The sequence below is a fragment of the Pseudomonas sp. 10-1B genome (genome assembly GCF_000935045.1).
Taxonomy (GTDB): domain Bacteria; phylum Pseudomonadota; class Gammaproteobacteria; order Pseudomonadales; family Pseudomonadaceae; genus Aquipseudomonas.
Genome location: NZ_JYKS01000005.1, coordinates 117,851 through 141,950, shown reverse-complemented (window position 1 = coordinate 141,950; position 24,100 = coordinate 117,851). Strand labels below are relative to the sequence as shown.

Annotated in this window: 22 protein-coding genes and 1 tRNA gene; 14 read left to right on the top strand and 9 right to left on the bottom strand. The window is 64.8% G+C overall.

Features of this window, described 5'->3' with window-relative positions; all coding sequences use genetic code 11:
* Nucleotides 1-196 precede the first annotated feature (196 nt).
* Genes TZ03_RS04365 through TZ03_RS04350 form a run of 4 tightly spaced genes read left to right on the top strand, consistent with a single transcriptional unit; the run spans nt 197 to nt 2,750 of the window.
* On the top strand, nt 197-982 hold the full coding sequence (locus TZ03_RS04365) for a hypothetical protein (protein ID WP_051096128.1): 786 nt from the start codon (nt 197-199) through the stop codon (nt 980-982).
* Nucleotides 979-1,434: a ribosomal protein S18-alanine N-acetyltransferase gene (rimI, locus tag TZ03_RS04360; RefSeq protein WP_051095985.1), complete on the top strand. Its 456-nt coding sequence runs from the start codon at nt 979-981 to the stop codon at nt 1,432-1,434. Before TZ03_RS04365 ends, rimI begins: the two co-directional genes overlap by 4 nt.
* Before the next feature lie 52 nt (nt 1,435-1,486).
* The gene (can, locus tag TZ03_RS04355; RefSeq protein ID WP_051095984.1) at nt 1,487-2,128 is read left to right on the top strand and encodes a carbonate dehydratase; all 642 of its coding nucleotides are present in this window, start codon (nt 1,487-1,489) and stop codon (nt 2,126-2,128) included.
* Between the two features lie 46 nt (nt 2,129-2,174).
* Nucleotides 2,175-2,750 carry a D-Ala-D-Ala carboxypeptidase family metallohydrolase gene (locus tag TZ03_RS04350; protein WP_051095983.1) on the top strand — a complete coding sequence of 192 codons (576 nt, stop codon included), beginning with the start codon at nt 2,175-2,177 and terminating at the stop codon, nt 2,748-2,750.
* Here TZ03_RS04350 and TZ03_RS04345 read toward each other — a convergent pair.
* A complete protein-coding gene (locus TZ03_RS04345) occupies nt 2,690-3,607 on the bottom strand; it encodes a LysR substrate-binding domain-containing protein (protein WP_051095982.1) in 918 nt (305 codons plus the stop codon). The two genes, TZ03_RS04350 and TZ03_RS04345, sit on opposite strands and share 61 nt — an antisense overlap.
* A 244-nt stretch (nt 3,608-3,851) precedes the next feature.
* Between TZ03_RS04345 and TZ03_RS04340 the strand changes: the two genes are divergently transcribed.
* The gene (locus TZ03_RS04340) at nt 3,852-4,466 is read left to right on the top strand and encodes a LysE family translocator (RefSeq protein ID WP_051095981.1); all 615 of its coding nucleotides are present in this window, start codon (nt 3,852-3,854) and stop codon (nt 4,464-4,466) included.
* A 128-nt stretch (nt 4,467-4,594) separates the two neighbouring features.
* On the opposite strand, the gene TZ03_RS04335 is transcribed toward TZ03_RS04340, so the two are convergent.
* Together TZ03_RS04335 and TZ03_RS04330 are read right to left on the bottom strand one after the other, a co-directional pair.
* Nucleotides 4,595-4,671: transfer RNA gene (locus TZ03_RS04335), tRNA-Met, on the bottom strand.
* Nucleotides 4,672-4,766: 95 nt separating this feature from the next.
* Nucleotides 4,767-5,690, bottom strand: coding sequence for a FecR family protein (locus TZ03_RS04330; RefSeq protein ID WP_051095980.1), 924 nt, complete (start codon nt 5,688-5,690; stop codon nt 4,767-4,769).
* 191 nt (nt 5,691-5,881) lie between these two features.
* On the opposite strand from TZ03_RS04330, the gene TZ03_RS04325 reads away from it, so the two are divergent.
* From TZ03_RS04325 to TZ03_RS04320, 3 genes are all read left to right on the top strand, one after another.
* On the top strand, nt 5,882-7,096 hold the full coding sequence (locus TZ03_RS04325) for an MFS transporter (RefSeq protein WP_051095979.1): 1,215 nt from the start codon (nt 5,882-5,884) through the stop codon (nt 7,094-7,096).
* 200 nt (nt 7,097-7,296) lie between these two features.
* Nucleotides 7,297-7,440 carry a hypothetical protein gene (locus TZ03_RS31200; RefSeq protein WP_177328431.1) on the top strand — a complete coding sequence of 48 codons (144 nt, stop codon included), beginning with the start codon at nt 7,297-7,299 and terminating at the stop codon, nt 7,438-7,440.
* Between the two features lie 78 nt (nt 7,441-7,518).
* Nucleotides 7,519-8,676 (top strand): MFS transporter, encoded by a 1,158-nt coding sequence (locus TZ03_RS04320; RefSeq protein WP_051095978.1) that lies wholly within the window; start codon nt 7,519-7,521, stop codon nt 8,674-8,676.
* Between the two features lie 8 nt (nt 8,677-8,684).
* On the opposite strand, the gene TZ03_RS04315 is transcribed toward TZ03_RS04320, so the two are convergent.
* Nucleotides 8,685-9,641 carry a FecR domain-containing protein gene (locus TZ03_RS04315; protein ID WP_051095977.1) on the bottom strand — a complete coding sequence of 319 codons (957 nt, stop codon included), beginning with the start codon at nt 9,639-9,641 and terminating at the stop codon, nt 8,685-8,687.
* A complete protein-coding gene (locus tag TZ03_RS04310) occupies nt 9,628-10,143 on the bottom strand; it encodes a sigma-70 family RNA polymerase sigma factor (RefSeq protein ID WP_051095976.1) in 516 nt (171 codons plus the stop codon). The genes TZ03_RS04315 and TZ03_RS04310 overlap by 14 nt, the downstream gene beginning before the upstream one ends.
* A 171-nt stretch (nt 10,144-10,314) precedes the next feature.
* Between TZ03_RS04310 and TZ03_RS04305 the strand changes: the two genes are divergently transcribed.
* The 3 genes from TZ03_RS04305 to TZ03_RS04295 all read left to right on the top strand — a co-directional run bounded on the left by TZ03_RS04305 (nt 10,315) and on the right by TZ03_RS04295 (nt 14,614).
* Nucleotides 10,315-10,941 (top strand): DNA-3-methyladenine glycosylase family protein, encoded by a 627-nt coding sequence (locus TZ03_RS04305; RefSeq protein ID WP_051095975.1) that lies wholly within the window; start codon nt 10,315-10,317, stop codon nt 10,939-10,941.
* A gap of 146 nt (nt 10,942-11,087) precedes the next feature.
* Nucleotides 11,088-12,146, top strand: coding sequence for a bifunctional DNA-binding transcriptional regulator/O6-methylguanine-DNA methyltransferase Ada (ada, locus tag TZ03_RS04300; RefSeq protein ID WP_051095974.1), 1,059 nt, complete (start codon nt 11,088-11,090; stop codon nt 12,144-12,146).
* A 56-nt stretch (nt 12,147-12,202) separates the two neighbouring features.
* Nucleotides 12,203-14,614 carry a DUF3772 domain-containing protein gene (locus TZ03_RS04295; RefSeq protein ID WP_051095973.1) on the top strand — a complete coding sequence of 804 codons (2,412 nt, stop codon included), beginning with the start codon at nt 12,203-12,205 and terminating at the stop codon, nt 14,612-14,614.
* A 158-nt stretch (nt 14,615-14,772) separates the two neighbouring features.
* Here the strand turns inward: TZ03_RS04295 and TZ03_RS04290 are convergent, their stop codons facing one another.
* From TZ03_RS04290 to TZ03_RS04275, 4 genes are all read right to left on the bottom strand, one after another.
* Complete coding sequence (locus tag TZ03_RS04290) at nt 14,773-15,990, bottom strand: DUF3422 domain-containing protein (RefSeq protein ID WP_051095972.1); 1,218 nt, start codon at nt 15,988-15,990, stop codon at nt 14,773-14,775.
* A 229-nt stretch (nt 15,991-16,219) separates the two neighbouring features.
* Nucleotides 16,220-17,650, bottom strand: a complete 1,431-nt coding sequence (locus tag TZ03_RS04285) for an aldehyde dehydrogenase family protein (protein ID WP_051095971.1) — start codon at nt 17,648-17,650, stop codon at nt 16,220-16,222.
* A gap of 13 nt (nt 17,651-17,663) precedes the next feature.
* Nucleotides 17,664-19,163 (bottom strand): purine-cytosine permease family protein, encoded by a 1,500-nt coding sequence (locus TZ03_RS04280; RefSeq protein ID WP_051095970.1) that lies wholly within the window; start codon nt 19,161-19,163, stop codon nt 17,664-17,666.
* 95 nt (nt 19,164-19,258) lie between these two features.
* Nucleotides 19,259-19,648, bottom strand: a complete 390-nt coding sequence (locus tag TZ03_RS04275; protein ID WP_051095969.1) for a YybH family protein — start codon at nt 19,646-19,648, stop codon at nt 19,259-19,261.
* Between the two features lie 249 nt (nt 19,649-19,897).
* Between TZ03_RS04275 and TZ03_RS04270 the strand changes: the two genes are divergently transcribed.
* From TZ03_RS04270 to TZ03_RS04260, 3 genes are all read left to right on the top strand, one after another.
* Complete coding sequence (locus tag TZ03_RS04270) at nt 19,898-20,401, top strand: sigma-70 family RNA polymerase sigma factor (protein WP_051095968.1); 504 nt, start codon at nt 19,898-19,900, stop codon at nt 20,399-20,401.
* A complete protein-coding gene (locus tag TZ03_RS04265) occupies nt 20,398-21,342 on the top strand; it encodes a FecR domain-containing protein (RefSeq protein WP_051095967.1) in 945 nt (314 codons plus the stop codon). The genes TZ03_RS04270 and TZ03_RS04265 overlap by 4 nt, the downstream gene beginning before the upstream one ends.
* A 241-nt stretch (nt 21,343-21,583) precedes the next feature.
* Nucleotides 21,584-24,004 carry a TonB-dependent siderophore receptor gene (locus TZ03_RS04260; RefSeq protein WP_053388400.1) on the top strand — a complete coding sequence of 807 codons (2,421 nt, stop codon included), beginning with the start codon at nt 21,584-21,586 and terminating at the stop codon, nt 24,002-24,004.
* Nucleotides 24,005-24,100 lie beyond the last annotated feature (96 nt).

The window sequence follows — 24,100 nt, the reverse complement described above, 5'->3', positions numbered from 1 at the left end:
GCTTTTCTACAATTTCCAGTCATACACCCAGGGTGCGCGCGCCAAGGGCTCAGGAGTAATTGGCCCGAAACAGATGTGGGAGCGGCCTTGCGTCGCGATGCGCCGCGCGGGCGGCGCTCGGTCTGATAGGCGCTGCAAAAACCAAGGCGTACACGTTAGAATGCCCAACTGCCTCCACCCCTCGGATATCCACCCCTTGCTCACCGAACCCCGTCGCCGCGCCTACCTTTCCGCCATGCAAGTGGTGCACTGGCTGCCGCGCGCCGAACTGCCGTTCGCCGCACCGACGCGGCCTGAGCTGCTGCTGCCGGTGGTGCCGGTCGAGGACCTGGATTTCGAGGTCAGGCCGGCACCGGCTGGCAACGATGCGCCCGCTACCCCCCAGGCGCGCTCCGGCGAGCGGCCAAAAATCGAGATCCCGCGCCCGGGCAGTGCGCCCAAGCCGGCCGCCAAGCCCGTCGAGGCCGAGGAGCAGGCCGCACCAGCGCGTCCGGCACCGGTGCCGCCACCGCGCTTCTCGCTGCAACTGCTGCGTGCTGGCAATTGCCTGCTGCTGGTGGAGCTGGCCACCGGCCAGCCGTTCCAGAGCCGCGACCCGTCCTACCTGCTGCTCAAGGACATGCTGCGCGCCGCCGGCCTGCCCGACGCCCCGCAGATCATCGGCGAGCCGGTGCGCTGGCCACTGCTGGTGCGCGGCAACATGGACCAGGGCCCGGAGGCCGCGCGCGATTTCGTCCAGGGCTTTGTCCAGGCCCGCCTGGAGGACGCCCCCTGTACCTGCCTGTGGCTGGTCGGCCTGCCGGCGCTGCGCTTTGCCGCCAATGCCGACGCCGAAGCCTATTACCAAACCCTGAAGCTCGAAGGCCTGGGCGACGCCTGGGCCTTGCCGGGCCTTGAACTGTTGATGGACGAGCCGCAGCGCAAGGCGGACGTCTGGAAAGCCATGCGCCAGCTGATGGCGCGCTGGAAGAGCGTTGAATGAGTGACTCGATCAGCTTCCGCCCGATGACCGAGGCGGATCTGGATGCCGTACTTAAGATTGAATATGCCGCGTTCAGTCATCCCTGGACCCGCGGGATCTTTCAGGATGCGCTCAAGTCTTACGAGATCTGGCTGATGTTCGATGGCCAGCAGCAGGTAGGCCACGGCGTGATCAACGTGATCATCGACGAGGCGCACCTGCTCAACATCACCGTCAAGCCGGAAAACCAGGGCCGTGGCCTGGGCTTGCGCTTGCTGGAGCACCTGATGGCCCGGGCCTACCAGCTCAATGGCCGCGAGTGTTTCCTGGAAGTGCGCGCCAGCAACCAGTCGGCCTATCGTTTGTACGAGCGTTACGGTTTCAACGAAATCGGCCGCCGCCGCGACTATTATCCAATTGCCGGTGGCCGTGAAGACGCCCTGGTGATGGCCTGCACCCTGCTCGAGGAGTGACCTTGCAGGGGCTGGCCCTGTCACACAGGCAAACCCTGATGAGGCAACCACCATGCACGACCTGCAGGAACTGATCGACAACAACGCCCGCTGGGCCGACGCGATCAACCAGCGTGACCCCGACTTCTTCGCCAAACTGGCCCGCCAGCAGACCCCGGAGTTCCTCTGGATCGGCTGCTCCGATGCCCGCGTGCCGGCCAACGAAATCGTCGGCATGCTACCGGGCGACCTGTTCGTCCACCGCAACGTCGCCAACGTGGTGCTGCACACCGACCTCAATTGCCTGTCGGTGATCCAGTATGCGGTGGAGGTGCTGAAGGTGCGGCACATCCTGGTCACCGGCCACTACGGTTGTGGTGGCGTACGCGCTGCCATGCAGGACCGCCAGTTGGGCCTGATCGATGGCTGGCTGCGCTCGATTCGCGATTTGTATTACGAAAAGCGTGGCGAGCTGGCCAAACTGGACGGTGAAGAGGCCAAGGTCGACCGTCTGTGCGAACTGAATGTCATCCAGCAGGTGGCCAACGTGGCCCACACCAGCATCGTGCAGAACGCCTGGCACCGCGGCCAGGAGCTGTCGGTGCACGGCTGTATCTATGGCATCAAGGATGGGCGCTGGAAGAGCCTGGACACTACCATCAGCGGTTTTGCCCAGTTGCCGCCGCAGTATCGGTTGCGGGCTTTGGATCAATAGCGTTCGTAGCAGCGTGTAGCAGTTTCAATACAGGGATGGTCAACGGATGAAAGCACTGCTTCTGGCGGCAAGCCTGCTGATAGCGGGCACCGCCCACGCCGACCAACGCGACCTGTGGATGTTCGCCCAGTGGGCTGGCGACCATCAGACCCGTCCTTTCCGAGAAATGCTGGTGGATGCGCGCCTTTACGGCGTAGTGCCTATCCACCAGTTGCTACGCTCGGCATCGGACTGGAGGCTGTGCCGCGCGTCACCTTTCGCCGTGCCGCCTGCCAGCAACTGGCCAGCGGTACGTTCGACTCTCTCGCTGATCAAGACGCTCGACGACCAGGGTATTCTGCGCCAGTTCGAGGTCGTCTCAGCCTACCGTGACCCGCGTTTGAATGCCTGCGCCGGCGGGGCGGCCAACAGTGCCCACACCCGTGCCTTCGCCGTCGATATCCTGTTGCCAGCCTGGGCCGATCCCAACCCGCTGTGCCGCTTCTGGCAGCAGTACGGCCAGGCCTGGAACATGGGGCTGGGCCGCTACCCGTCCGGGCGCATCCATTTGGATACTGCCGGCTATCGCACCTGGGGTGGCGATGGCGGCGCTGGGTCGTCGTTCTGCATCAAGCCCAAATGAGTCAGGCAGCCTTGGCATTCGTCCACCACCCACGCGGCGAAGCGCTGACGCTTGCCACCATCGTCCAGGACGTGGGGGCTGAGCAGGTGATAGGCGGAGCCGTCGCGCACAAAGCCGAACGGCGCCTGCAACTGGCCGCTGTCGATTTCGTCGCGCACCATCAGGGCTGATGCCATGGCCAGGCCCAGGCCGGCACTGGCGGCCTGGATCGACAGATAGAAATGCTCGTAGTCGCTGCGCTCGGTGTGCCGGGCCTGCTGGCCACTCAGGCGCAGCCAGGTGGGCCAGGCACCTGGGCGAGTGTTGCTGTGCAGCAGGCGTTGGCCATCGAGCTGGGTGGGGGCGGTGGGGCGGCACACCGGGCCAATCCATTCGTCGCAGATTTTCAGGTTGTACAGCTGCTGGTCCCAGTGGAAGTCGTCGCGGCGTAGTGCCAGGTCGACACCGCTGCGGGCGAAGTCCAACGGCCCGCCTGCGGCCACCAGGTGCAACTGCAGGTCGGGATGGGTGGCATGGAAGCGGGGCAGGCGCGGGATCAGCCAGCGCATGGCGATGGTGGGCTCGCAGGACAATACCAGCACATTGTCGCGGGCCTGTTGCTGCAAGCGCTGCACGGCGCCTTCGAGCTGCTCGAAGATCGCCTGGGTGGTGCCCTGCAGGGCACGGCCGGCAGGGGTGAGGAACAGGGCGCGGTTGCGGCGCTCGAACAGCTCCACGCCAAGGCTTTCTTCAAGCTGGCGTACCTGGCGGCTGACCGCGCCATGGGTGACGTGCAGGTGCTCGGCGGCGCGCACGAAACTCTCGGTTTGGGCGGCGATGTCGAAGTAGCGGAAGGCGTTGAGTGGCGGCAGTTTCATGGCATTGGCTTTACCTGTACCGGCCTCTTCGCGGGCAAGCCCGCTCCTACAGGTATCCCACAGTATTCAGGCCCTGTGGGGTACCTGTAGGAGCGGGCTTGCCCGCGAAGAGGCCGGTACTGGCACTACACCTCTGTGAAAAAAACTATCAGATATGCCTCACTATAAATCGATTTTTCCTTGCCCATAAGCGCTCGATAATCCACGGCCTGTGCATTTCCATCGCCTATCGAGAGCCATCAGCATGACCGAACTCATTGCCGTCGCCCTGTTCACCCTGCTCGCCGTCATCAGCCCTGGTGCCGACTTCGCCATGGTCACCCGCAGCAGTTATGCACAGGGCCGCAAGGCCGGGCTGGCTGCCGCAGTGGGCATCGCCCTGGGGGTACAGGTGCACGTGCTGTACACGGTGCTGGGCATTGCATTGATCATCAGCCAGAGCCCAGCCCTGTTCCTGGCCATGAAAGTACTGGGCGCGGGTTATCTGATCTACCTGGGCTACCAATCGCTGACCAGCACCCAGCGCATCAGCCTTGACGGCGTTGACCAATCCGCTGCCAGCGTAATGCAGGCCCTGCGCACGGGCTTCCTGACCAATGCCCTCAACCCCAAGACGATGTTGTTCGTCATCAGCGCCTTCACCCAGGTGGTTCAACCCGGCAGCCCGCTGGCGCTGGATTTCGCTTACGGCGCGTTCATGTCCTTCGCCCATTGGCTGTGGTTCAGCCTGGTCGCAGTGTTTTTCTCCAGCGTGGCATTGCGCAAGGCGATGATAGAGCGGCAATTGCTGGTGGATCGGGTGATCGGTGTGGCGCTGATCGGGCTTGGCCTGGCGGTGGCGGTGACCGGCATACGTTGAGGTGGGGATTGCCTTGTACGAAGTGAGACTCGACAGGCGCTCCGCTCCCACATGTACCGCGCAAGCTGTTTAGATTTTTCGCAGGCAAAGAAAAAGGGCTTACCTTGCGGTAAGCCCTTCGTCTTGTTTGGTGGCTACACAGGGACTTGAACCCCGGACCCCAGCATTATGAATGCTATGCTCTAACCAACTGAGCTATGTAGCCGATGGCGCGCATTATTCTCTTGAACGGCCCCTCTGTCAACACTCATTTCAAAAAAAATTTGCACGCTTTCAAAAACTTAGCGGCAGGGGCCGGTTTCAGCGCACCACCAGCCAGTGCCCGAGCACGCCTTGCAGCTTCAGATGCTGGGCGGCAGCCAGGGATTCCAGGCTTTCGCCAGGCCGATCGAGGTTGAAGTCGCCGCTCACGCGCCGGTGGGCGGTTTGTTCATCCATCATCCATAGCCGCTGCCCTTGGTAGCCGGCAAGGCGTTCCAGCACTTGCCCCAAGGGCATGTCGGTGGCTTTCAGGCGCCCGCTGCGCCAACTGTCGGCGGTTTTCAGGTCGGCCTTCTGCAGCGGGTCGATCCGTTTGCCATCGAAGGTCACCCGTTCGCCTGCCGACACCATGCGCTGATCGCCGCCCTGGAGGACCATGGCCTTGCCACTGAGCACCACCAGTTCGTCATGGCCGGCATGGCGGGCGAGCTGCAGACGGGTGCCGAATACCTGGATGCGCGCATCGCCTACCTCCACCTCCATGGCCCGGCCGTCGAGCATCACTTCCAGGAAAACCTGGCCCTGCACCAGGTGTAGATGGCGCGTGCGGCCACGCAGGTCGACGTTCATCGCACTGGCGCTGTCCAGGTGCAGGGTAGTGCCATCGGCCAGGCGCATGCTGCGGCGTTCACCCACATCGGTGTGCAGCTCGCTGCCCAGGCGTTGCATCAGTGGCCAGTACAGGTAGGCGACAGCACCCAGCCCCAGCAGGAATAGCAACGCCAGCCATTTGCCCAGGTGGCTGCGGCGTGCGGCGACCTGCCGTGGGCGAGGGCGGGCGGGAGGGGGTTGCAGCTGTTGCCAGAAGGTTTCCAGCTCGGCGTAGGCCTGGGCGTTCTGTTGCACCTGGCACCAGGCCGCGAACGCCTGGCGCAGGGGTTCGTCGCAACCGGGCTGTCGCAACAGCGAAAACCACTCCAGCGCTTCCTGCTGTGGGTCGGGCTGCAGTTGCTTGGCGGGCATCGGGCTCATGGGATCGGTCTGCTCACGATAGGGGCCTTTTCGCCCAACGATGACAGGGGTATAGGCAAAGGATGCTAATTATATTGAGAACCATTTTCAAGTACGTCTCGACAGAGGGATAAAAAAGGTAGCTATGTATCTATTTGTTTCCCGATAATCGGATCCCAAACTGCGGACGGAGATTCAGGCACATGGCCATCAGTAGCGCCTCCACGGCGTCCACCAGCGCGGCGACAAGCCAAGCCACGCCACTTGTGATGCGCATCATCGGTTTCTGCGCCCTGGCGCATCTGATCAACGACCTGATCCAGGCGGTGCTGCCGGCGATCTACCCGATGCTCAAGGCCAACTACGACCTGAGCTTCGCCCAGATCGGCATGATCACCCTGACGTTCCAGATCACCGCTTCGTTGCTGCAGCCCTGGGTCGGCTTCTTCACCGATCGCCGGCCAACGCCGAACCTGCTGCCGCTGGGTACCCTGTGCACCCTGCTGGGTATCGTGATGCTGGCCTTCGTCGGCAGCTTCCCCATGATTCTGCTGGCCTCGGCGCTGGTGGGGATCGGTTCGTCGACCTTCCACCCGGAAACCTCGCGTATTGCGCGCCTGGCCTCGGGCGGGCGCTTTGGCCTGGCCCAGTCGACCTTCCAGGTGGGCGGCAACACCGGCTCGGCCCTGGGCCCGCTGCTGGCGGCGGCCATCGTCATTCCGTTCGGCCAGACCCACGTGGCCTGGTTCGGCCTGGCCGGGCTGTTCTTCCTCGGCGTGACCCTGATGCTGCGCGGCTGGTACAAGGAGCACCTCAACCAGGCCAAGGCGCGCAAGGCGGTGCAGGCGAGCCACGGCATTTCCCGCGGGCGGGTGATCGCGGCGCTGATCGTGCTGGGCCTGCTGGTGTTCTCCAAGTATTTCTACATGGCCAGCTTCACCAGTTACTTCACCTTCTACCTGATCGAGAAGTTCGACGTGTCGGTGGCCAGCTCGCAGCTGCACCTGTTCCTGTTCCTTGGCGCGGTGGCGGCTGGCACCTTCTTTGGCGGACCGATCGGTGACCGCATCGGGCGTAAGGCGGTGATCTGGTTCTCGATCCTGGGCGTGGCGCCGTTCACCCTGGCACTGCCGTATGCCGACCTGTTCTGGACCACGGTCTTGAGCGTGGTGATCGGCTTTATCCTGGCTTCGGCGTTTTCCGCGATCGTGGTGTATGCGCAAGAGCTGGTGCCGGGCAGCGTGGGCATGATCGCCGGGATCTTCTTCGGGCTGATGTTCGGTTTTGGCGGGATTGGCGCGGCGCTGCTGGGGTACGTGGCGGACCTGCGTGGTATCGAGTATGTATATGGGCTGTGCTCGTTCCTGCCATTGTTCGGGTTGTTGGCGGTGTTCTTGCCGAGTACCGGTAAGCGCTGATATTGCCGGGGCTGCTTTGCAGCCCATCGCCGGCAAGCCAGCTCCTACAGGTACTGCACAGGGCTTGAGGCCTATGCGGTCGGGGTGGGAGCTGGCTTGCCGGCGATGGGGCGCGCAGCGGCCCCGACGATTGACGACCTGACCACCCTTGGCCTAGAGTGCCGCCTCTTTTTCCAACCACCTGCGTAGTAACCACAGCAATGCGCCGTACCCAGTCCCTCCCGCATGCTCGCCAGCCTGCCCTCCAGGCCCTGCGTCGTGCGTGGCCGAGCGATACGGTGCTCAAGCGCCGCCGCAGCGTGCTGTTCGCCTTCACCTTCTCGCCACACCTTGCCCTGAACTGATCCGCGCTTTTGCGTCGCTCGCCGCCCCGGCGTGCGCGCCTGTGTCTGCACGTCTTTTCGGTTTGCAAGGAGTGGTACATGAACATGCGTTTGCTGGCGGGCCTGTTGTTCGCCGTCTCGGTCGTGGGCTTCAGCCTGGGGGCCAGCCTGCCGCTGGTGTCGTTGCGCCTGCATGAAGCCGGGGCGGGCACCCTGGAAATCGGCATCATCTCGGCCATCCCTGCTGCGGGCATGATGCTCTCGGCATTCCTGGTCGACGCCTGCTGCCGCCACCTCACCCGGCGCACCATCTACCTGCTGTGCTTCAGCCTGTGCACCGTCAGCATCGCCTTGCTCGAGTCGGCGTTCGGCTCGCTGTGGCTGCTGGCGCTGCTGCGCCTGGGCCTGGGGCTTGGCATGGGTATCGCCATCATCCTCGGCGAGTCGTGGGTCAACGAGCTGTGTCCAGAGCACAACCGCGGCAAGATCATGGCCCTGTACGCCACCAGCTTCACCGGCTTCCAGGTGCTCGGCCCGGCCATGCTGGCGGTGCTGGGCGCCGACAGCCCATGGATCACTGCTGTAGTCACCGCCTGCTATGGCCTGGCGTTGCTGTGCATCGTGCTGACCGTACCCAATGACCATGTCGAACATGAAGAGGGCGAAAAGAGCTTCGGCCTGGCCGGCTTCTTCCGTGTGGCGCCGGCGTTGTGCGTGGCGGTGCTGTTCTTCTCGTTCTTCGATGCCGTGGTGCTGTCGTTGCTGCCGGTATATGCCAGCAGTCATGGCTTTGCCGTGGGCGTGGCGGCGCTGATGGTGACGGTGGTGTTTGCCGGCGACATGCTGTTCCAGTTGCCGCTGGGCTGGTTGGCCGACCGGGTGGAGCGCACTGGGCTGCACCTGGTGTGCGGGCTGGTGGCGATGTCGATCGGTATCGGCCTGCCCTGGTTGTTGAACATGACCTGGTTGCTGTGGCCGATGCTGGTGCTGCTGGGGGCGGTGGCGGGGGGGATCTATACCCTGGCGCTGGTGCTGATCGGGCAGCGCTTCAAGGGCCAGGACCTGGTCACCGCCAATGCCAGCGTGGGCTTGCTGTGGGGCGTGGGCAGCCTGGTCGGGCCGCTGGTCAGTGGTGCGGCGATGGACGTGGCGCCGCATGGCCTGCCCATGGCGCTGGCGCTGATGGCCGGGTTGTTCGTGTGCTTCGCCCGGCAATCGTATCGGCATGCAGGGCGGTTGCGGGCCGCGGTGGAGTGATGATGTTTTCAGGCCGCGCCGATGTTTACCCAATAGCGCGTTCTGTAGTCGACTCGCACTGGCAGGCTGCGGCTGAGCAATTGCAGGATTTGCCCGGTGTCGGCCAACTGATAGGTGCCCGATACCAGCAACGCCGCCACCTCGGGGGCGCAACGCAACAGGCCTGGGCGGTAACGGCCGAGCTCGGCGACGAACTCGGCCAATGGCATCTGCTGCACGCTGAGCACGCCATCGGTCCAGCCCCAAGGGTCGCTGTGCAGTTTCACCGCCTGGACGCTGCCGTTGGCCCATACCTGCAAGATTTCGCCTGGCTGTACCTGCCGCGGCGAAGCCGAGCTGGGGAACAGCGTCACCTCGCCACGGCGCACTGCCAGCAGCAGGCCCTGGTCGTTTTCGCGTAGCAACAGCTGGCCGTCGAGGGTCGTCAGGGGGCCGACACGGGTGTCGATGCGGAACGGGCGAATGTCGTTGGGGTTACTGTCCAGGCTGACCTCGCCGCGTACCAGTTGCAGCTCGCGTTGCTCGGCGCTGTAGCGCAGGTCGATGGCGCTGGCTGTGTTGAGCTGGATACGGCTGCCATCGCTACCTTGCAACTGGCGCTGCTCACCCGTGGCGGTGCTGCTGTCGGCCAGCAACTGCGGCAGGCCCAGGGGCTCGCGCGCGGCCCAGCCCAGGCTACCGCCAACGGCCAGCAGCGTCAGCAGCTTGAGATGGTCGCGGCGGCTGACGCGCTGGCGCTGGCTGGCGTCCAGGGTGCGCCTGCTCAGGTCCTTGGGCAACCCGGCCAGTTCGTCGCCAAGATGGCTGACCCGCTGCCAGGCCAGGGGGTTGTGCGGGTGGCTGGCCAGCCAGTGCTGGAATTGCTGTTCGGTACGTGGGCTGGGACGATCGAAGCGCAGCTTCACCAGCCAGTCGATCGCCTGGTCGACCTGTGCCTGCGCGGGCGTGTCATCAGGCGTCGGCATAACGCAACCGGTAGCAGACGCCCAGGGCCTTGGCCAGGTCGCGTTCGACGGTAGCCCGGGAAACTTCCAGGCGCTGGGCGATCTGCACGATACTCAAGCCGTCTAGCTGGGCCAGCAGAAACGCCTGGCGGGCACGCGGTTTCAACTGGTGCAGGGCGCGGTCGAGGCGTTCCAGGGCATCGAGGATGACCAGCCGGTGCTCTTCGCTGGGCACTTCAGCCTCGGGCAGGTTAGCTAGGCTTTCCTGGTAGGCGCGTTCCAGGGCGCGACGGCGGAACTGGTCGATCATCAGGCCACGGGCGATGCTGCTGAGGTAGGCGCGGGGCTCCTTCAGTGGTGACACCTGGCGAGCCCGCAGCAGCCGCACGAAGGTATCCTGGGCCAGGTCCGCGGCGTGCTCGCTGCAGCCGACCCGGCTGCGCAACCAGCCGCGAAGCCAAGCATGGTGGGCCTGATAGAGCAGAGCGACCTCGGTTGGCTTGAGCGTGTCGTTGATCTGCATCGTCGCGAAGGCCCAGTCCCGTGAATTATGTGATTGTGAATAGTTCTCAATTCTATGCGGGGGCGATAGCGCGGAGCAATGGTATTCCAGGAATTAGCCGCGCAAGATCCGGCGTTTGCCCGACGAATGGCTGGGCTAAGCTGGACCCGCATTCGACTTCAAGGAGGCGCCATGATTCTGGCCGACCTTTCGCCTGGGGCCTATCGCGAGGCCACTGAGTACCTGGCTGCACTCGACCCTGACTGGTCGCGGCTGATTGCGGCGACCGGGCCCTGCCTGCACCAGGCCACACCGGGGCGCGAGCCCTACGAGGCGCTGGTACGGGCGATTGCCTACCAGCAACTGCATGCCCGTGCGGCCGAGGCGATTCTTGGCCGATTGCTGGCGCTGTTCCCGGAGGATGCGTTCCCGTCGCCGCAACAGTTGTTGGCGGTTACCCCGGAAACGATGCGCGCCTGTGGTTTTTCGGCGAGCAAGATGGCCACTGTGCAGGGCATTGCCCAAGCCCGTCTGGACGGCCTGGTACCGATCCGAGAGGAAGCATTGGCCATGGCCGACGAGGCCTTGATCGAACGCCTGGTAGCGCTGCGCGGGGTAGGGCGGTGGACGGTGGAGATGCTGCTGATCTATTGCCTGGAGCGTTCGGACATTCTGCCGGTGGACGATTTTGGCGTGCGTGAGGGGTATCGGCGGATGAAGGGGCTGGACAAGGCACCGACCCCAGCGCAGATGCGCTCGCTGGGCGGCGGCTGGCGGCCTTACCGCACGGTGGCGGCCTGGTACTTGTGGCGGGCCTGAGGTTTTGCACTGCCTGTGTCGGCCCTTTCGCGGGTAAACCCGCTCCTACAGGTACTGCACAGGGCTTGAAGCCTATGCGGTCGAGGTGGGAGCGGGCAAGCCCGCGAAAGGGCCGGCACCGGCAACAACTAACTGGAAACTCACCGATGAAACCCTACACCACCCTCGATCAACGCTGGCAAGCTGTAGAATCCCGCGACCTCGCCGCTGCCGGCCACTTCGTCTACGCGGTGCGCACCACCGGCATCTACTGCCACCCCGGCTGCAAGTCGCGCATGGCCAAGCGCAGCAACGTCGAGTTCTACGGCACCCCCGCTGCCGCCGAAGCCGCCGGCTACCGCGCCTGTAAACGTTGCTCCGCCAGCACACGCGCCAGCGCAACCCGCCACAGCCAACTGGTCACCCGCGCCTGCCGCCTGATCGAAACCAGTGACCCCGCCCCCAGCCTCGAGCAGCTCAGTGCGCAACTGGCCGTCAGCCCGTTCCACCTGCACCGCCTGTTCAAGGCCGAAACCGGCCTCACCCCCAAGGCCTACGCCACCGCCTTCCGTGCCCAGCGCCTGCGCGCGCACCTGGAAGACGGCCAGCGCTCGGTCACCGACGCCATCTACGATGCCGGCTACAACTCCAACAGCCGCTTCTACGAAAGTGCCGACCAGCGTCTGGGCATGCGCCCCCGGCAGTACCGCGCCGGCGGCGCCGGGGCGACCATCCACTTCGCCCTCGGCCAGTGTTCGCTGGGCGCGATCCTGGTGGCCCAGAGCGAGAAGGGCATTTGCGCGATCCTGCTCGGCGACGACCCCGAGGCCCTGCTGTACGACTTGCAGGATCAGTTCCCCAAGGCCCGCCTGATCGGCGGCGACAGCGCCTACGAACAGCTGGTTGCCGAAGTGGTTGGCTTCGTCGAGGCCCCGGCGCTGGGCCTGGCCTTGCCGCTGGATGTGCAAGGCACGGCCTTCCAGGAACGGGTGTGGCAGGCCCTGCGCGAGGTGCCGGCCGGCAGCCGGGTCAGTTACACCGACATCGCCGAGCGCATCGGTGCGCCCAAGGCGGTGCGCGCGGTGGCCATGGCCTGCGCGGCCAACCACATCGCCGTGGCCATCCCCTGTCATCGGGTGGTTCGCCGTGACGGTGACATCAGTGGCTATCGCTGGGGCGTAGAGCGCAAAAAGCAGCTGCTCAAACGAGAAACGGCACTCTCCTGATCGCCTCAAGCGGCGTAGAATTCCCCGCCAAATCGAATTGTAAAGAGGAATATTCGATGAGGCGTGTCTGCCTTACTCGTTATTGTCCAGGCCTTATGGTCCTGATGGCCCTGATGCTGGCACTGGCCAGCCCGGCCTGGTCGGCTCCCGCTACGCCATTGTCCAACCTGGCAGTGGCAGAAATGCCGGTGCTGGACGAAAACGCCAGCGTCGAACAGTTGAGCGACCGGCTTGACCAGATCCGCCAGGGTGTCACCAGCGAGGCCAACGACGACCTGCTGTCGCAACTGCGCCTGGCGGCTATGCAGGTGCAGCGCCAGGCCGACGCGTTGAGTGCCCAGCGCACCGCGGAAGTGGAAAAACTCGACGACAAGCTCAAGGTCGTCGGCCCGGCTCAGCCGGACGAGGCCGCTACCCTGACTCAGCAGCGCAAAGAGCTGGAGGCCGAGAAAAAGGCGTTGGTAGCCCAGCAGGACCAAGCCATAAAGCTGACCCAGTCGGCGCGCGACCTGTCCACGCAAATCGTCAACCTGCGCCGCAGCCAGTTCAACTCGCAGATCACCAGCCGCGCGGCCTCGCCGCTGACCCCGGCGTTCTGGCAGAGCATCATCCGCCCCACCCAGGACGACGTGGCACGCCTGCGTGACCTGCGCGGCGAGGCAGCCGATGCCATCGCCAGTGCCTTCAGCGCGGAACACCGCTGGCTGTTCATGGCCAGCCTGGTGGCGGCGATCCTGGTCTGGACCCTGATGCGCCGCGTACTCGAACGCTTGCTGGCCAGTGCCATGGTCAGCTGGCTGCCCGAGGGGCGCCTGCGCCGCAGCGCCTTGGCCCTAGGGGTAAGCCTGGCCACTCTGGGCACCATTGCCGGTTCGGTGTCGTTGCTGCGCTGGGGGCTGGAGAGCAGCGCCGAACTGGGCTCGGATATCGCCAGTCTGGCCAACCATATCCTCGCCCTGGTGGTGTTCAGCGCCTTCATCACTGGCCTGGGCCGCGCCATGTTGATGCTGCAGCGCCCGTCCTGGCGCCTGCCGGCGATTCACGACGAGGTGGCCAGCGCGCTGGGCTGGTTCCCGAAGGTGCTGGCGCTGGCATTGATGGTCATGATGACCATGGAGCGTATCAACAGCGTGATCGGTGCCAGCCTGGCGCTGACCGTGGCCGTAAACGGCCTGACCGCGCTGGTGGTGGCGGTCACCTTCGCCGGCGCGCTGCTGCGGTACCGTCATACCCTGCGCAAGCATGACCTGGCGCGCCCCATGGGCCTGGCCGGGTTGATCCCGTTCGTAATGGTCATATGGCTGGCGCTGATCCTGCTGGCCTTGCTCACTGGCTACCTGACGCTCGCCTACTTCCTCACCGCCAAGCTGCTGTGGGTCAGCCTGGTGGTCACCTGTGCCTACTTGCTGACCACCTTCCTCGGTGACCTGTGCGAAACCTTGCTGTCGCCGCGCCAGCCCGGCGGCCTGGCGCTGGCCTCGACCTTGGGCTTGGCCCCACGCCACCAGGCGCAGGCCAGCACCATCCTCGCCGGCATCGGCCGTACCGTGGTGCTGTTCCTGGCTTTGTTGCTGGCGCTGATGCCTTCGGGCACCAGCCCCAGCGAACTGCTGCTGAGCCTGGGCGACTGGGACGGTACCGGTGGCAAGCTGCTCGGCAACCTGAACATCGTGCCGCAGGACATCCTGCTGGCCCTGGCGATCTTCCTCGGCGGCCTGTTCGCCATCCGCGTGGTCAAGCGCTGGCTGAGTGAGCGCCTGCTGCCAGAGACCGACATGGACGCCGGCATGCGTGCCTCGCTGGTGACCCTGGTCGGTTACCTGGGCTTCCTGTTCCTGGCCATGCTGGTGATGTCGACCCTGCGCATCAACCTCACCAGCCTGACCTGGGTGGTCAGTGCCCTGTCGGTGGGTATCGGTTTCGGCTTGCAGCAGATCGTGCAGAACTTCATCTCTGGCCTGATCCTGCTGACCGAACGCCCGGTGAAAGTGGGCGACTGGGTCAGCCTGGCGGGTGTCGAGGGCGATATCCGCCGCATCAACGTGCGCGCCACCGAGATCCAGATGTCCGACCGTTCGACAGTGATCGTGCCCAACTCGCAATTCATCTCGCAGAACGTGCGCAACGTGACCATGGGCAATGCCCTGGGTGTGGTTGGCATTACCCTGACCCTGCCGCTGGATACCGATGCCAACCGCGTGCGTGAACTGCTGCTGGCGGCCTACCACGAGCATGAGGCGATTCTGGATGCGCCGGCCACTTCGGTGTCGTTCAAGGACCTGACGGCCAGTGGCATGGTGATTGGCGTGAGTGGTTACGTGGCCGGGCCGCGGCAGGTGTCAGGTACCCGTAGCGACCTGCTGTTCACCATCCTTGGGCGGTTGCGTGATGAAGGCATAGCCCTGTCTTCGCCGCAGAGCATGGTGTTGGTGCAAGAGGGGGCGCGGCCGGCTGACGAGTCGGTGTGAGCCTTGGGGGCTGCTTTGCAGCCCATCGCCGGCAAGCCAGCTCCCACAGGTATCGCGCAGATCTCAAGCTTTGCGCGGTCCCTGTGGGAGCTGGCTTGCCGGCGATGGGCCGCAAAGCGGCCCCAAATTGCTTAACTGACTGGCATTACCCCATGCCCTCAATGCTGCTTGGCCTGCCTGATCCTCAGCAAAATCACCAACAGCACCAGCAACACCGGCGGCGCCATGGCCAGCAACCCATCGCGCGCCGTCAGCCCCAACCCCAGCACATTCAGCCCGCCATACAACAGCTTGAACAAATTCAGCAGGTAGTAGGTGATGGCAATGATCGATAGCCCCTCCACCGCCCGCTGGATTTTCACCTGGGCATCGGCCCGGGCATTGAGGCTGCGCAGGATCCCGGCGTTCTGCTCTTCCATCTCCACCTGCACTCGCGCTTGCAGCAGGTCGCCCAGGTTGGCCACGTTCTTCGTCAGTTGCTCCAGCCGTTGCTCCGTGGCCGCGCAGTAGCGCACCGTCGGCTTGAACCGGCGCTCGATGAACACCCCCAGGCGCTGGCAATCACCCACATGGCTTTCGCGCAGCTCGCCCAGGCGCTCGAACACCAGTTGCGCATAGGCCTGCGTGGCGCCGAAGCGGTGGCGGGTTTTCACCGTGCGGCTGACCACCTGGCGTGACAGATGGGCAATGGCTTCCAGCAGCCCCTTGGAATCATGGCCATCGCCCCCGGCACTGCGCTCGGACAGGCTGACCAGGGTCTTGTCGAAGGTGTCCAGCTCCAGGCTCAGCTCCTTGGCCGTGGTCAGGGTCAGCGAGGCCATCATGCGGTACGTCTCGATCTCCAGAAGGCGGCGGATCATGCGGCCCTGGCGATAGGCATTGAGGCGGCGGTTGATGAACAGGAAGCGGTTGGTGCCATCCTCGGTCAGGCGGAAATCGCTCCACACCACCGCATCGCCACCACCGACGCACGAGCCGCACGGGTCCTTGAAACCATAGTGGGGCAGGTCCAGGCCCTGTTCGTCACGGACCAGCACCTGCACCGCGTTGATCACCTGTGCCGCTTGCGGGGCAATGGCTTCGGCCAGCACCGGCGGCAGGCTTTGCCACTCGCTGTCAGCGGCAGTGCAAGGCACTACCAGGGTCAGGGTGAAGAATTCGGTGTGCCGCTCCCACTTGAACGGGTGGCCATCCAGGTAGGTGATGCCTTGGGCGGCTGCGTTGTCCAGGGCGTCCGGGCAGCAGCGTTGCAGCAGTGCCGCACAGGCAGCATCACCGCCGAGCAGGGCCAGGTGGAAGACATGCGCCGGGCCGTCGAAATACAGCGACGGGCGGGCGTGCAGTTCGTTGTGCAAGGCGGTGCGTTGAGGATGCATGGGTGGTCCGGCCTGGTGTTGTGATTGTGGGGTACCAGGAAGTGGGACTTTGTTGGAGAAAGGGAAAGTCACGCGGGGCAGAGTTTTGTGTTGCCTGTGCGGCCTCTTCGCGGGTGAATCGGATCGCCGCACCACCGCTCCCACAGGCACTGCACATGACTTGAAGTCGGCACGGTCGGGGTGGGAGCTGGCTTGCCGGCGAAAGGGCCGCAGAGCGGCCCCGGAAATCTCAGCCCAAACACCGCGTCACATGCTTCACCGACTGGAAGGCCGACAACCCCCAAGGCCCCAACTCACGGCCGATCCCGCTACCCTTGGTGCCGCCCCACGAGGTTTCGACGAACACCGCCTGCACCGAGTTGATCCACACATGGCCAACCTCCAGCGCATCGGCTACCCGCTCGGCGCGCTCCAGGTCGGCAGAACATACGGTCGCCACCAGCCCGAAGCGGCTGTCGTTGGCTTCGGCAATCGCCTGCTCTTCGGTAGCGAAGCGCCGCGCGCACAGTACCGGACCAAAGATCTCCTCGGTCCACAGGCGGCTGTCCTTCGGTACATCGGCATACAACGTCGGGCTGACGAACCAGCCCTCACGGTCCAGCACCTTGCCACCGGCCAGGCACTGCAAACCCTCTTCCCGCGCCGTGGCAAAGTAGCTGGCCACCTTCAGCCACTGTGCCTGGCTGGTCAGCGGCCCCATGTCGACCTCTTCGGCCAACGGATTACCGACCCGCAGCTTTTCCAGGGCCGCCTGCAAGCGCGGCAGCAGCGCAGTGGCAATGCCGTCCTGCACCAGCAGCCGCGAAGTGGCCGAACACATTTGCCCGGCATTCCAGGTGATGCCGGCTACGATCCACTCCACCGCCTGGTCCACATCGCAATCATCGAACACCACGATAGCCGACTTGCCGCCCAGCTCCAGAGTCACCGGCCGGCACTGCGCCGAAGCGCTGCGCATCACCTGGCTGCCGACGCTGTTGCTGCCAGTGAACGACAGCTTGTCCAGGCCGCTGTGGTTGCTCAGCGCGGCGCCGGTCTCGGCCTTGCCGTTGACGATGTTCAGCACGCCGGCCGGCAAGCCCAGGCTGTCGGCGATCTGGCCATAGGCCTGTTCGATCAGCGGGGTGACTTCCGAGGGCTTGAGCACCACGCTGCAACCGGCTGCCAGGGCCGGGGCGAGTTTCCAGGCGCTGGTCACCAGCGGGAAGTTCCACGGCACGATCAGGCCGACCACGCCCACCGGCTCCAGGCGGGTGCGGGCGCTGAATCCTGGGGCGGCCAGCGCTACGTCACGGTTTTTCGACGGCAGTTGCTCGGCCAGTTCGGCGTAATAACTGAAGGTGGCGATGGCGTCATCCAGGTCGATCTCGGCCTCGTGGCGCGGCTTGCCGTTGTTGCGCATCTGCAAGGTGATCAGTGCTTCACGGCGTTGCCCGAGCTGTTCGGCAAAGCCGCGCAGGTAGGCAGCGCGCTCGCTGGCGTTGGTGGCTTTCCAGGTGGGCAGGGCGCCGCGGGCGGCGGCCACGGCCTGGTCGACCTGGGCAACGCTGGCGGCCATCAACTCGGCGAACGGTTGCCCGAGCGCAGGGTCATTGACGCTGATGCAGTCGCTGCCTTGGCCTTCGACCCAGCGGCCGGCAATGTAGTGGGAAGTGGTCATGGTCGATTTCCAGTCAGGCCATTTCGGCGGTGGTCACCGGCGTGCGCGCAGTGCTTTTGCAGCGCACCCAACGCGGGCCCTTGGGGCCATACACGCCGGCAGGTTCGGGGAACAGGCTGAGCAGCGCCAGGTACAGTACGCCGGCCAGCCCCAGGGTTACCGGCAGGCTCAGGTCGATGCCGCCGGCCAGGTCGCCCAGTGGGCCGACGAACTGCCCCGGCAGGTTGACGAAGCACAGGCCGACTGCTGCGCTGGGGACCCACGCCCCCATGCCGCGCCAGTTCCAACCGTGCAGGAACCAGTAGTGGCCGCCGCGCTGGCCACGGGTGAACACCTGCAGGTCGTCGGCGTGGTAGAAGCCACGGCGGGTGACCAGCCCAAGGATCATGATCACCATCCATGGGCTGGTGCAGGTGATGATCAGCACGGCGAAGGTCGACACGCTCTGCACCAGGTTGAAGGTGAAGCGGCCAATGAAGATGAAGGCGATTGCCAGTACGCCGATCAGCAGCGTGGCGCCGGCGCGGCTGAGCAGGCGCGGGAACACACTGGACATGTCCAGGCCGGTGCCGTACAGCGCCGTGGTGCCGGTGGACATGCCGCCGATCACCGCAATCAGGCACACCGGCAGGAAGAACCAGCTTGGCGCTACCGCCAGCAGGCCACCGACGTAGTTGTTGGCGGCGATGTAGTCCGGTGCCTGGGTGGCCACCAGGGTAGCGGTGCACAGGCCGAACAGGAACGGGATCAGGGTTGCGCCCTGTGCCGCGATCACCGCCAGCATGATGCGCGCCTTGGGCGTTTCACGCGGGATGTAGCGCGACCAGTCGCCCAGGAAGGCGCCGAACGACACCGGGTTGCTCATGGCCAGGATCGCTGCGCCGACGAACGCCGCCCAGAAGCCCGCCTGGCCCAGGTTGACGCTACCCGCGTAGCCGGCATCGAATGGCCCGGCAAAGGCGACGATGCCCAGCAGGAACAGCAGGCTCGAGGCCCACACGGCAATCTTGTTGACCCACAGCATGAAGCGGAAGCCGAAGATACACACCACCAGCACCAGCACCGCGAACAGGCCGTAGGCCAGGCCCAGGGTCAGGTCGGTTTCCGGCAGGCCGGCCAGGCGCTTGGCCCCGCCGACCAGGGCATCGCCCGAGCTCCACACCGACAGCGAGAAAAACGCTACCGCGGTGAGCAGCGACAGGAACGAGCCGACGATGCGCCCATGCACACCAAAGTGCGCCCCTGACGAGACGGCGTTGTTGGTACCGTTGAGCGCCCCGAACAAGCCCATGGGCGCCAGGATCAGCGCGCCCAGGCCAACGCCGAGCAGAATTGCCCATACGCCGGCCTGGAACGACAGCCCGAACAGCACCGGGAAGCTGCCCAGCACGGCAGTGGCGAAGGTATTGGCGCCGCCGAAGATCAGGCGGAACAGGTCCAGCGGGGAGGCGTCGCGTTGATCGTCGGGGATCTGTTCGACGCCGTTGGTCTCGATACCGGTCGAGTGGCTCATGGTGATGCTCCAGCGCGGTTGTTGTGGGCCGGCGCGGTGCGCGGGCCTTCTTGTGGGTGCGATGGCAGGGCGGCAGGGCCGCTAAAAAAGTACGCTCAGGTCGGCGATATGACCGACAGGTGCTCGTGACAGGCCAGCCACTGTTCAGCCTGGCGGCGGAAGACGATGGTCTCGCGCTCGCTCAATCGGTGTTCTTCACCGGCGATGCGGATGTGGGTGGCCACCTCGTGCATGAAGATCGCCACATCACCTTGCAGGCTCACCTGGGCATTGCCCGACTCGCAGGCGAGCACGGCAAAGCCCTCGGCCTGCCACTGGGCCCAGAGGTCTTCGTAGGCACGGCGCGACAGCAGCGGTTGCGGCAAGGTGTGGAAAAGGAAGGTGGCGTCTTCGCTGAAGCAGGCGAAATAGCGGGCGGTATCGTTGCTGGCGAACGCGGCAACGAGGTCGGCGGCGGCTTGCCGTACCTGGAGTGTCTGGTCCACGGGAGTGGCCTCACGGTTCTTGTGATTGTGGTGAGCGATTCTGGTGGCGGTTGGCGAGGAGAAAAATCGCTGGCGGCAAATAATCAGTTCAGGAATTTGTGAAGTGATGGCAGCGGCCAAGTAACCGACCAAGTAAAAGCAAATGCCATTGGTCTGCTCCGTTGCTGAGCGGATATTGAAATGCCCCTGCTTCTAAATAATACTGCTTCCCATTAACGCCCTCGCGTAACCCTGCCCCGAGGTACTTCCGTGTCGTCGCAGCCCCACAACGCTCAAGTCGGCGAGCTCTACCGTGGCCATCATTCGTGGCTGCGTGGCTGGTTGCTCAAACGCCTGGAATGCCAGCACCAGGCTGCCGACCTGGCCCAGGACACGTTCCTGCGCCTGTTGGGGCGTGACACTCTGCACGGGCTGCGCGAGCCACGGGCGTTTCTGGCAACCGTCGCCAAGGGGCTGGTGGTGGATCATTACCGCCGCCTGAGCCTGGAGCGGGCCTGGCTCGACAGCCTGGCCGCGCTGCCCGAACCTGAAGCCCCGTCGGCCGAAGCGCGGGTACTGGTACTGGAAACCCTGGTGGAAATCGACCGCATGCTCGACGGGCTGAAGCCCAAGGTGCGCAGTGCGTTCCTGCTGTCGCAGCTCGACGGCCTGACCTATCCACAAATCGCCGAGCAGCTTGGCATCTCGCTCAGTTCGGTGCAGCAGTACATGACCCAGGCGTTCGGCCATTGCTATCGGGTGCTGTATTCGTGAGCCTGGCCGAGCCAACAGCGGAGGTGGTGGCGCAAGCCATCGACTGGCGAGTGCGCCTGGCGTCCGGGCTGGCCCCGGTCGAGGAACTGGAAGCCTGTGTGCGCTGGCGCCGGCTGCATCCGAGCCATGAACAAGCCTGGCAGCGTCTGGCGGTGTTCGATGGGCGCCTGGGTGGCATGCCACCACCGCAGGCAAGCCAGGCCCTGCGCTACCGCGACCGGCGCACGGTGCTCAAGGGGTTGGCATTGCTGTTGGGGGGCACGGCGCTGGCCGGGGGTACCAGCCTGGGCTTGCATGGCACGCCCTGGTTGGCCGAGCAGCGCACGGCCACCGGCGAACGACGGCGCCTGGCGCTGCCCGACGGCGGCTGGCTGCAGATGAACAGTGGTACGGCGCTGGACCTGGCATTCGACAGCCAGCAGCGGCGGGTGCGGCTGTTGGCCGGGGAGATCATGATCCAGACCGGTAAACAGGGGGCTGAGCGGCCGTTCTGGGTCGACACGCCCATGGGCCGTTTGCAGGCGTTGGGTACCGGCTTCACGGTGCGCCTGGGCGAAGACAGCGTGTTGCTGGCCGTGGAGGAGGGGGCCGTGGCGGTGCGGCCGAGCGCCGGGCAGCAGACTGCGGCAGTCGTCCATGCCGGGGAGCAGGCGCGTTTTGATCGCCAGGGCGTGTTCGCGGCGCAACCGCTGGACCGCGATGCGCTGGCGTGGCGCGAAGGATACCTGGTGGTCCGGCAGTGGCCTTTGGCGCGGCTGTGCGCCGAACTTGGGCGCTATCGCAGCGGGGTACTGCGCTGTGACCCGACGGTTGCGGATTTGCTGATTTCCGGGGTGTTTCCGGTGGGCGAGACAGATCGGGCGCTGGCGGCGTTGGGGCATAGCCTGCCGGTGCGGGCTCGGTACCTTACCCGGTGGTGGGTGACACTGGAGCCAGCCTGACAAAGCGCGTGGGCCTTTTCGCGGGCGCGCCCGCTCCCACAGGATATGCGGCGCCCCAACTGGCTGTGTTCTCTGCGCGACAGCGAATGTTCCACAGGCAAACCACCGTACCTATGGGAGCGGGCTTGCCCGCGAAAAGGCCCACACAAATGCCAAGAAAATTATTTTCAGTTTCTTTTTGCAGTTTTTTCGCCGTGGCTCGGCCTCCTTGCAATTCCGCTCATGACAACAAGGAAACCCCATGGCGTCGTCCCCCTACACCCCGCTTGCCCGAGCCCTGCGCATCGCCCTGCTGGGACTGAGCGTCAGCCTGCCCCTGGGCAGCCCAGCGCTGGCCGCGCCGGGCCATCACTTCGAAGTGCCGGCTGGCAGCCTTGAAAATGCCCTTAACGCCTATGCCCGTCAGGCGGGTGTGTTGCTGAGCTTCGACCCGGCACTTACGCGCGGCCTGAGCAGCCGCGGCCTGTCGGGCGATTACCCGATCGAGATAGGCTTCGCCACATTGCTCGGCAATACCGAGCTGGCCGCCGAGGTCAGCAGCGATGGCAGCTGGCGCCTGGTACGCGCGGGTGCCGAGAGCACAGTCACCCTGCAGGCGCAGACCATTTCCGCCATGGGCGAAGAGAACCCGCTGGGGCCGGTGGGCAGCTACGTGGCCAAGCGCAGCATCACCGCGACCAAGACCGACACGCCGATCCACGAGACCCCACAGTCCATCTCTGTGGTGACCCGTGAACGCATGGAGGCCCAGGGCGTGCAGTCGGTCAACGAGGCCTTGCGCTACACCCCCGGTGTTTCCTCCTACGGTGCCAACAACCGCTCCGACTGGTACACGGTAGTGCGTGGCTTCTCGCCGACCACCTACCTCGACGGCCTGCAATTGCCGACCACGATCAACCTGGCCAGCTGGATGGTCGACCCCTACATGCTCGAACGGGTCGAAGTGCTGCGTGGCCCGGCTGGCGTACTGTATGGCCAGGGCGACCCAGGCGGGGTGATCAACCAGGTATCCAAGCGCCCGAGCACTGTCAGCAGCCACGAAATCCAGGCCCAGTACGGTACCGACGCGCGCCGCCAGCTGGGCTTCGACAGCACCGGTGCGCTGGATGACGAGGGCGTATGGAGTTATCGCGTCACCGCCATCGGCCATGAAGCCAACATTCGCGACACCCCTTGGGAAGACAAGCGCCAGGCGCTATCCGCCGCGCTCACCTGGCAGCCGTCCGAAGATACTCGGCTGACTGTGCTGGGCAGCTATCTGGCGGACGATTCCAACGCCCAGGACAACTTCCTGCCGGCGGTGGGCACGCTGTCCCATTCGCCCTACGGCAAGATTGGCCGTGATACCTTCACTGGCGACAAGCACTTCTCCAAATATGAGAAGACCCAATACAGCCTCGGCTACGAATTCGAAACGCGCCTGAACGACGTCTGGCAATTGCGCCAGAACCTGCGCTACTCGCACCTGGACCTGAACGACAACATGGTCTTCGGCGTCGGCACCACCGCCTACTACGGCATGGAAGGCGGCGATGAGCGCACGCTGCTGCGCTACGCCGGCATCGAGAACCCCAAGTACAGCCGCTGGGCTGTGGATAACCAGGCACAGGCCGACTTCAGCACCGGCGCTGTCGGCCATACCCTGCTGATCGGCGTGGATTGGCAGCGCCAGCAGACTTCCGACCCGCAGGCCTACATCCTGACCACCCCCGTCGACCTCTACGGCGGTACGGATTACGGCCCGGTCGACCCCAGCCAGTTCACCCCGGACACTTGGAGCTACAGCCACCAGACCAGCCGGCAGACCGGATTGTACCTGCAAGACCAGTTGCGTTTCGACGACCACTGGGTGCTGACCCTGGGTGGCCGCTATGACTGGGCCACCTCCGAAACCCGCAACTGGACCGTTGCCGGCTCCGATCCCGAAATACATACCCGTGACGAGGCGTTCAGTGGCCGGGTTGGCCTGGTCTACCTGGCCGACAACGGCCTGGCGCCCTACCTGAGCTACAGCGAAGGCTTCACGCCAAACCCGGGCACCGACGCCAACAATCAGCCGTTCGAGCCGACCGAAGCCAAGCAATATGAAGCGGGTATCAAATACCAGCCACCGGGCTCGAACAGTTCGGTAACTGCCGCGGTGTTCGAGATTACCCAGGATAATGTGCTAACCACCGCGCCAGGCAACCCCAACGACAAAGTACAGACTGGCCAGGTGCGCTCGCGTGGCATCGAGCTGGAAGGGGTGGCCAGTTTGAGCAACGAACTCAACCTGATTGCCACCTATACCTACCAGGATGTGAAGGTGACCAAGGCCAACGACGAGAGCGATGGCAAGACGCCGATCAGCATTCCGACACCGCGCAACCTGGCTTCGGTGTGGGCTGACTACACCTTGCACGATGGCTTGCTCAAGGGCCTGGGTTTCGGCGCCGGCGTGCGCTACACCGGGCGCAACCCAGGGGCTGCGGACAATTCGCTGAACGTGCCAGCGTACACCTTGCTGGACGCGGCCGTGCATTACGAAACCGGGCCATGGCGCTTTGCGGTGAATGCCAGCAACCTGGCCGACAAGGAGTACGTGGCGGGTTGTTATGACGCTACCCGCTGCATCTATGGCAATGGGCGCACGGTGCTGGGTACGGCGACCTATCGTTGGTAACACGCTGCATCAGCGGGGATGTATCCACTGTGGGAGCGGCCTTGCGTCGCGAAAGGGCCGCACAGCGGCCCCAGCAATCTCTGCTGCGAAGCTAAA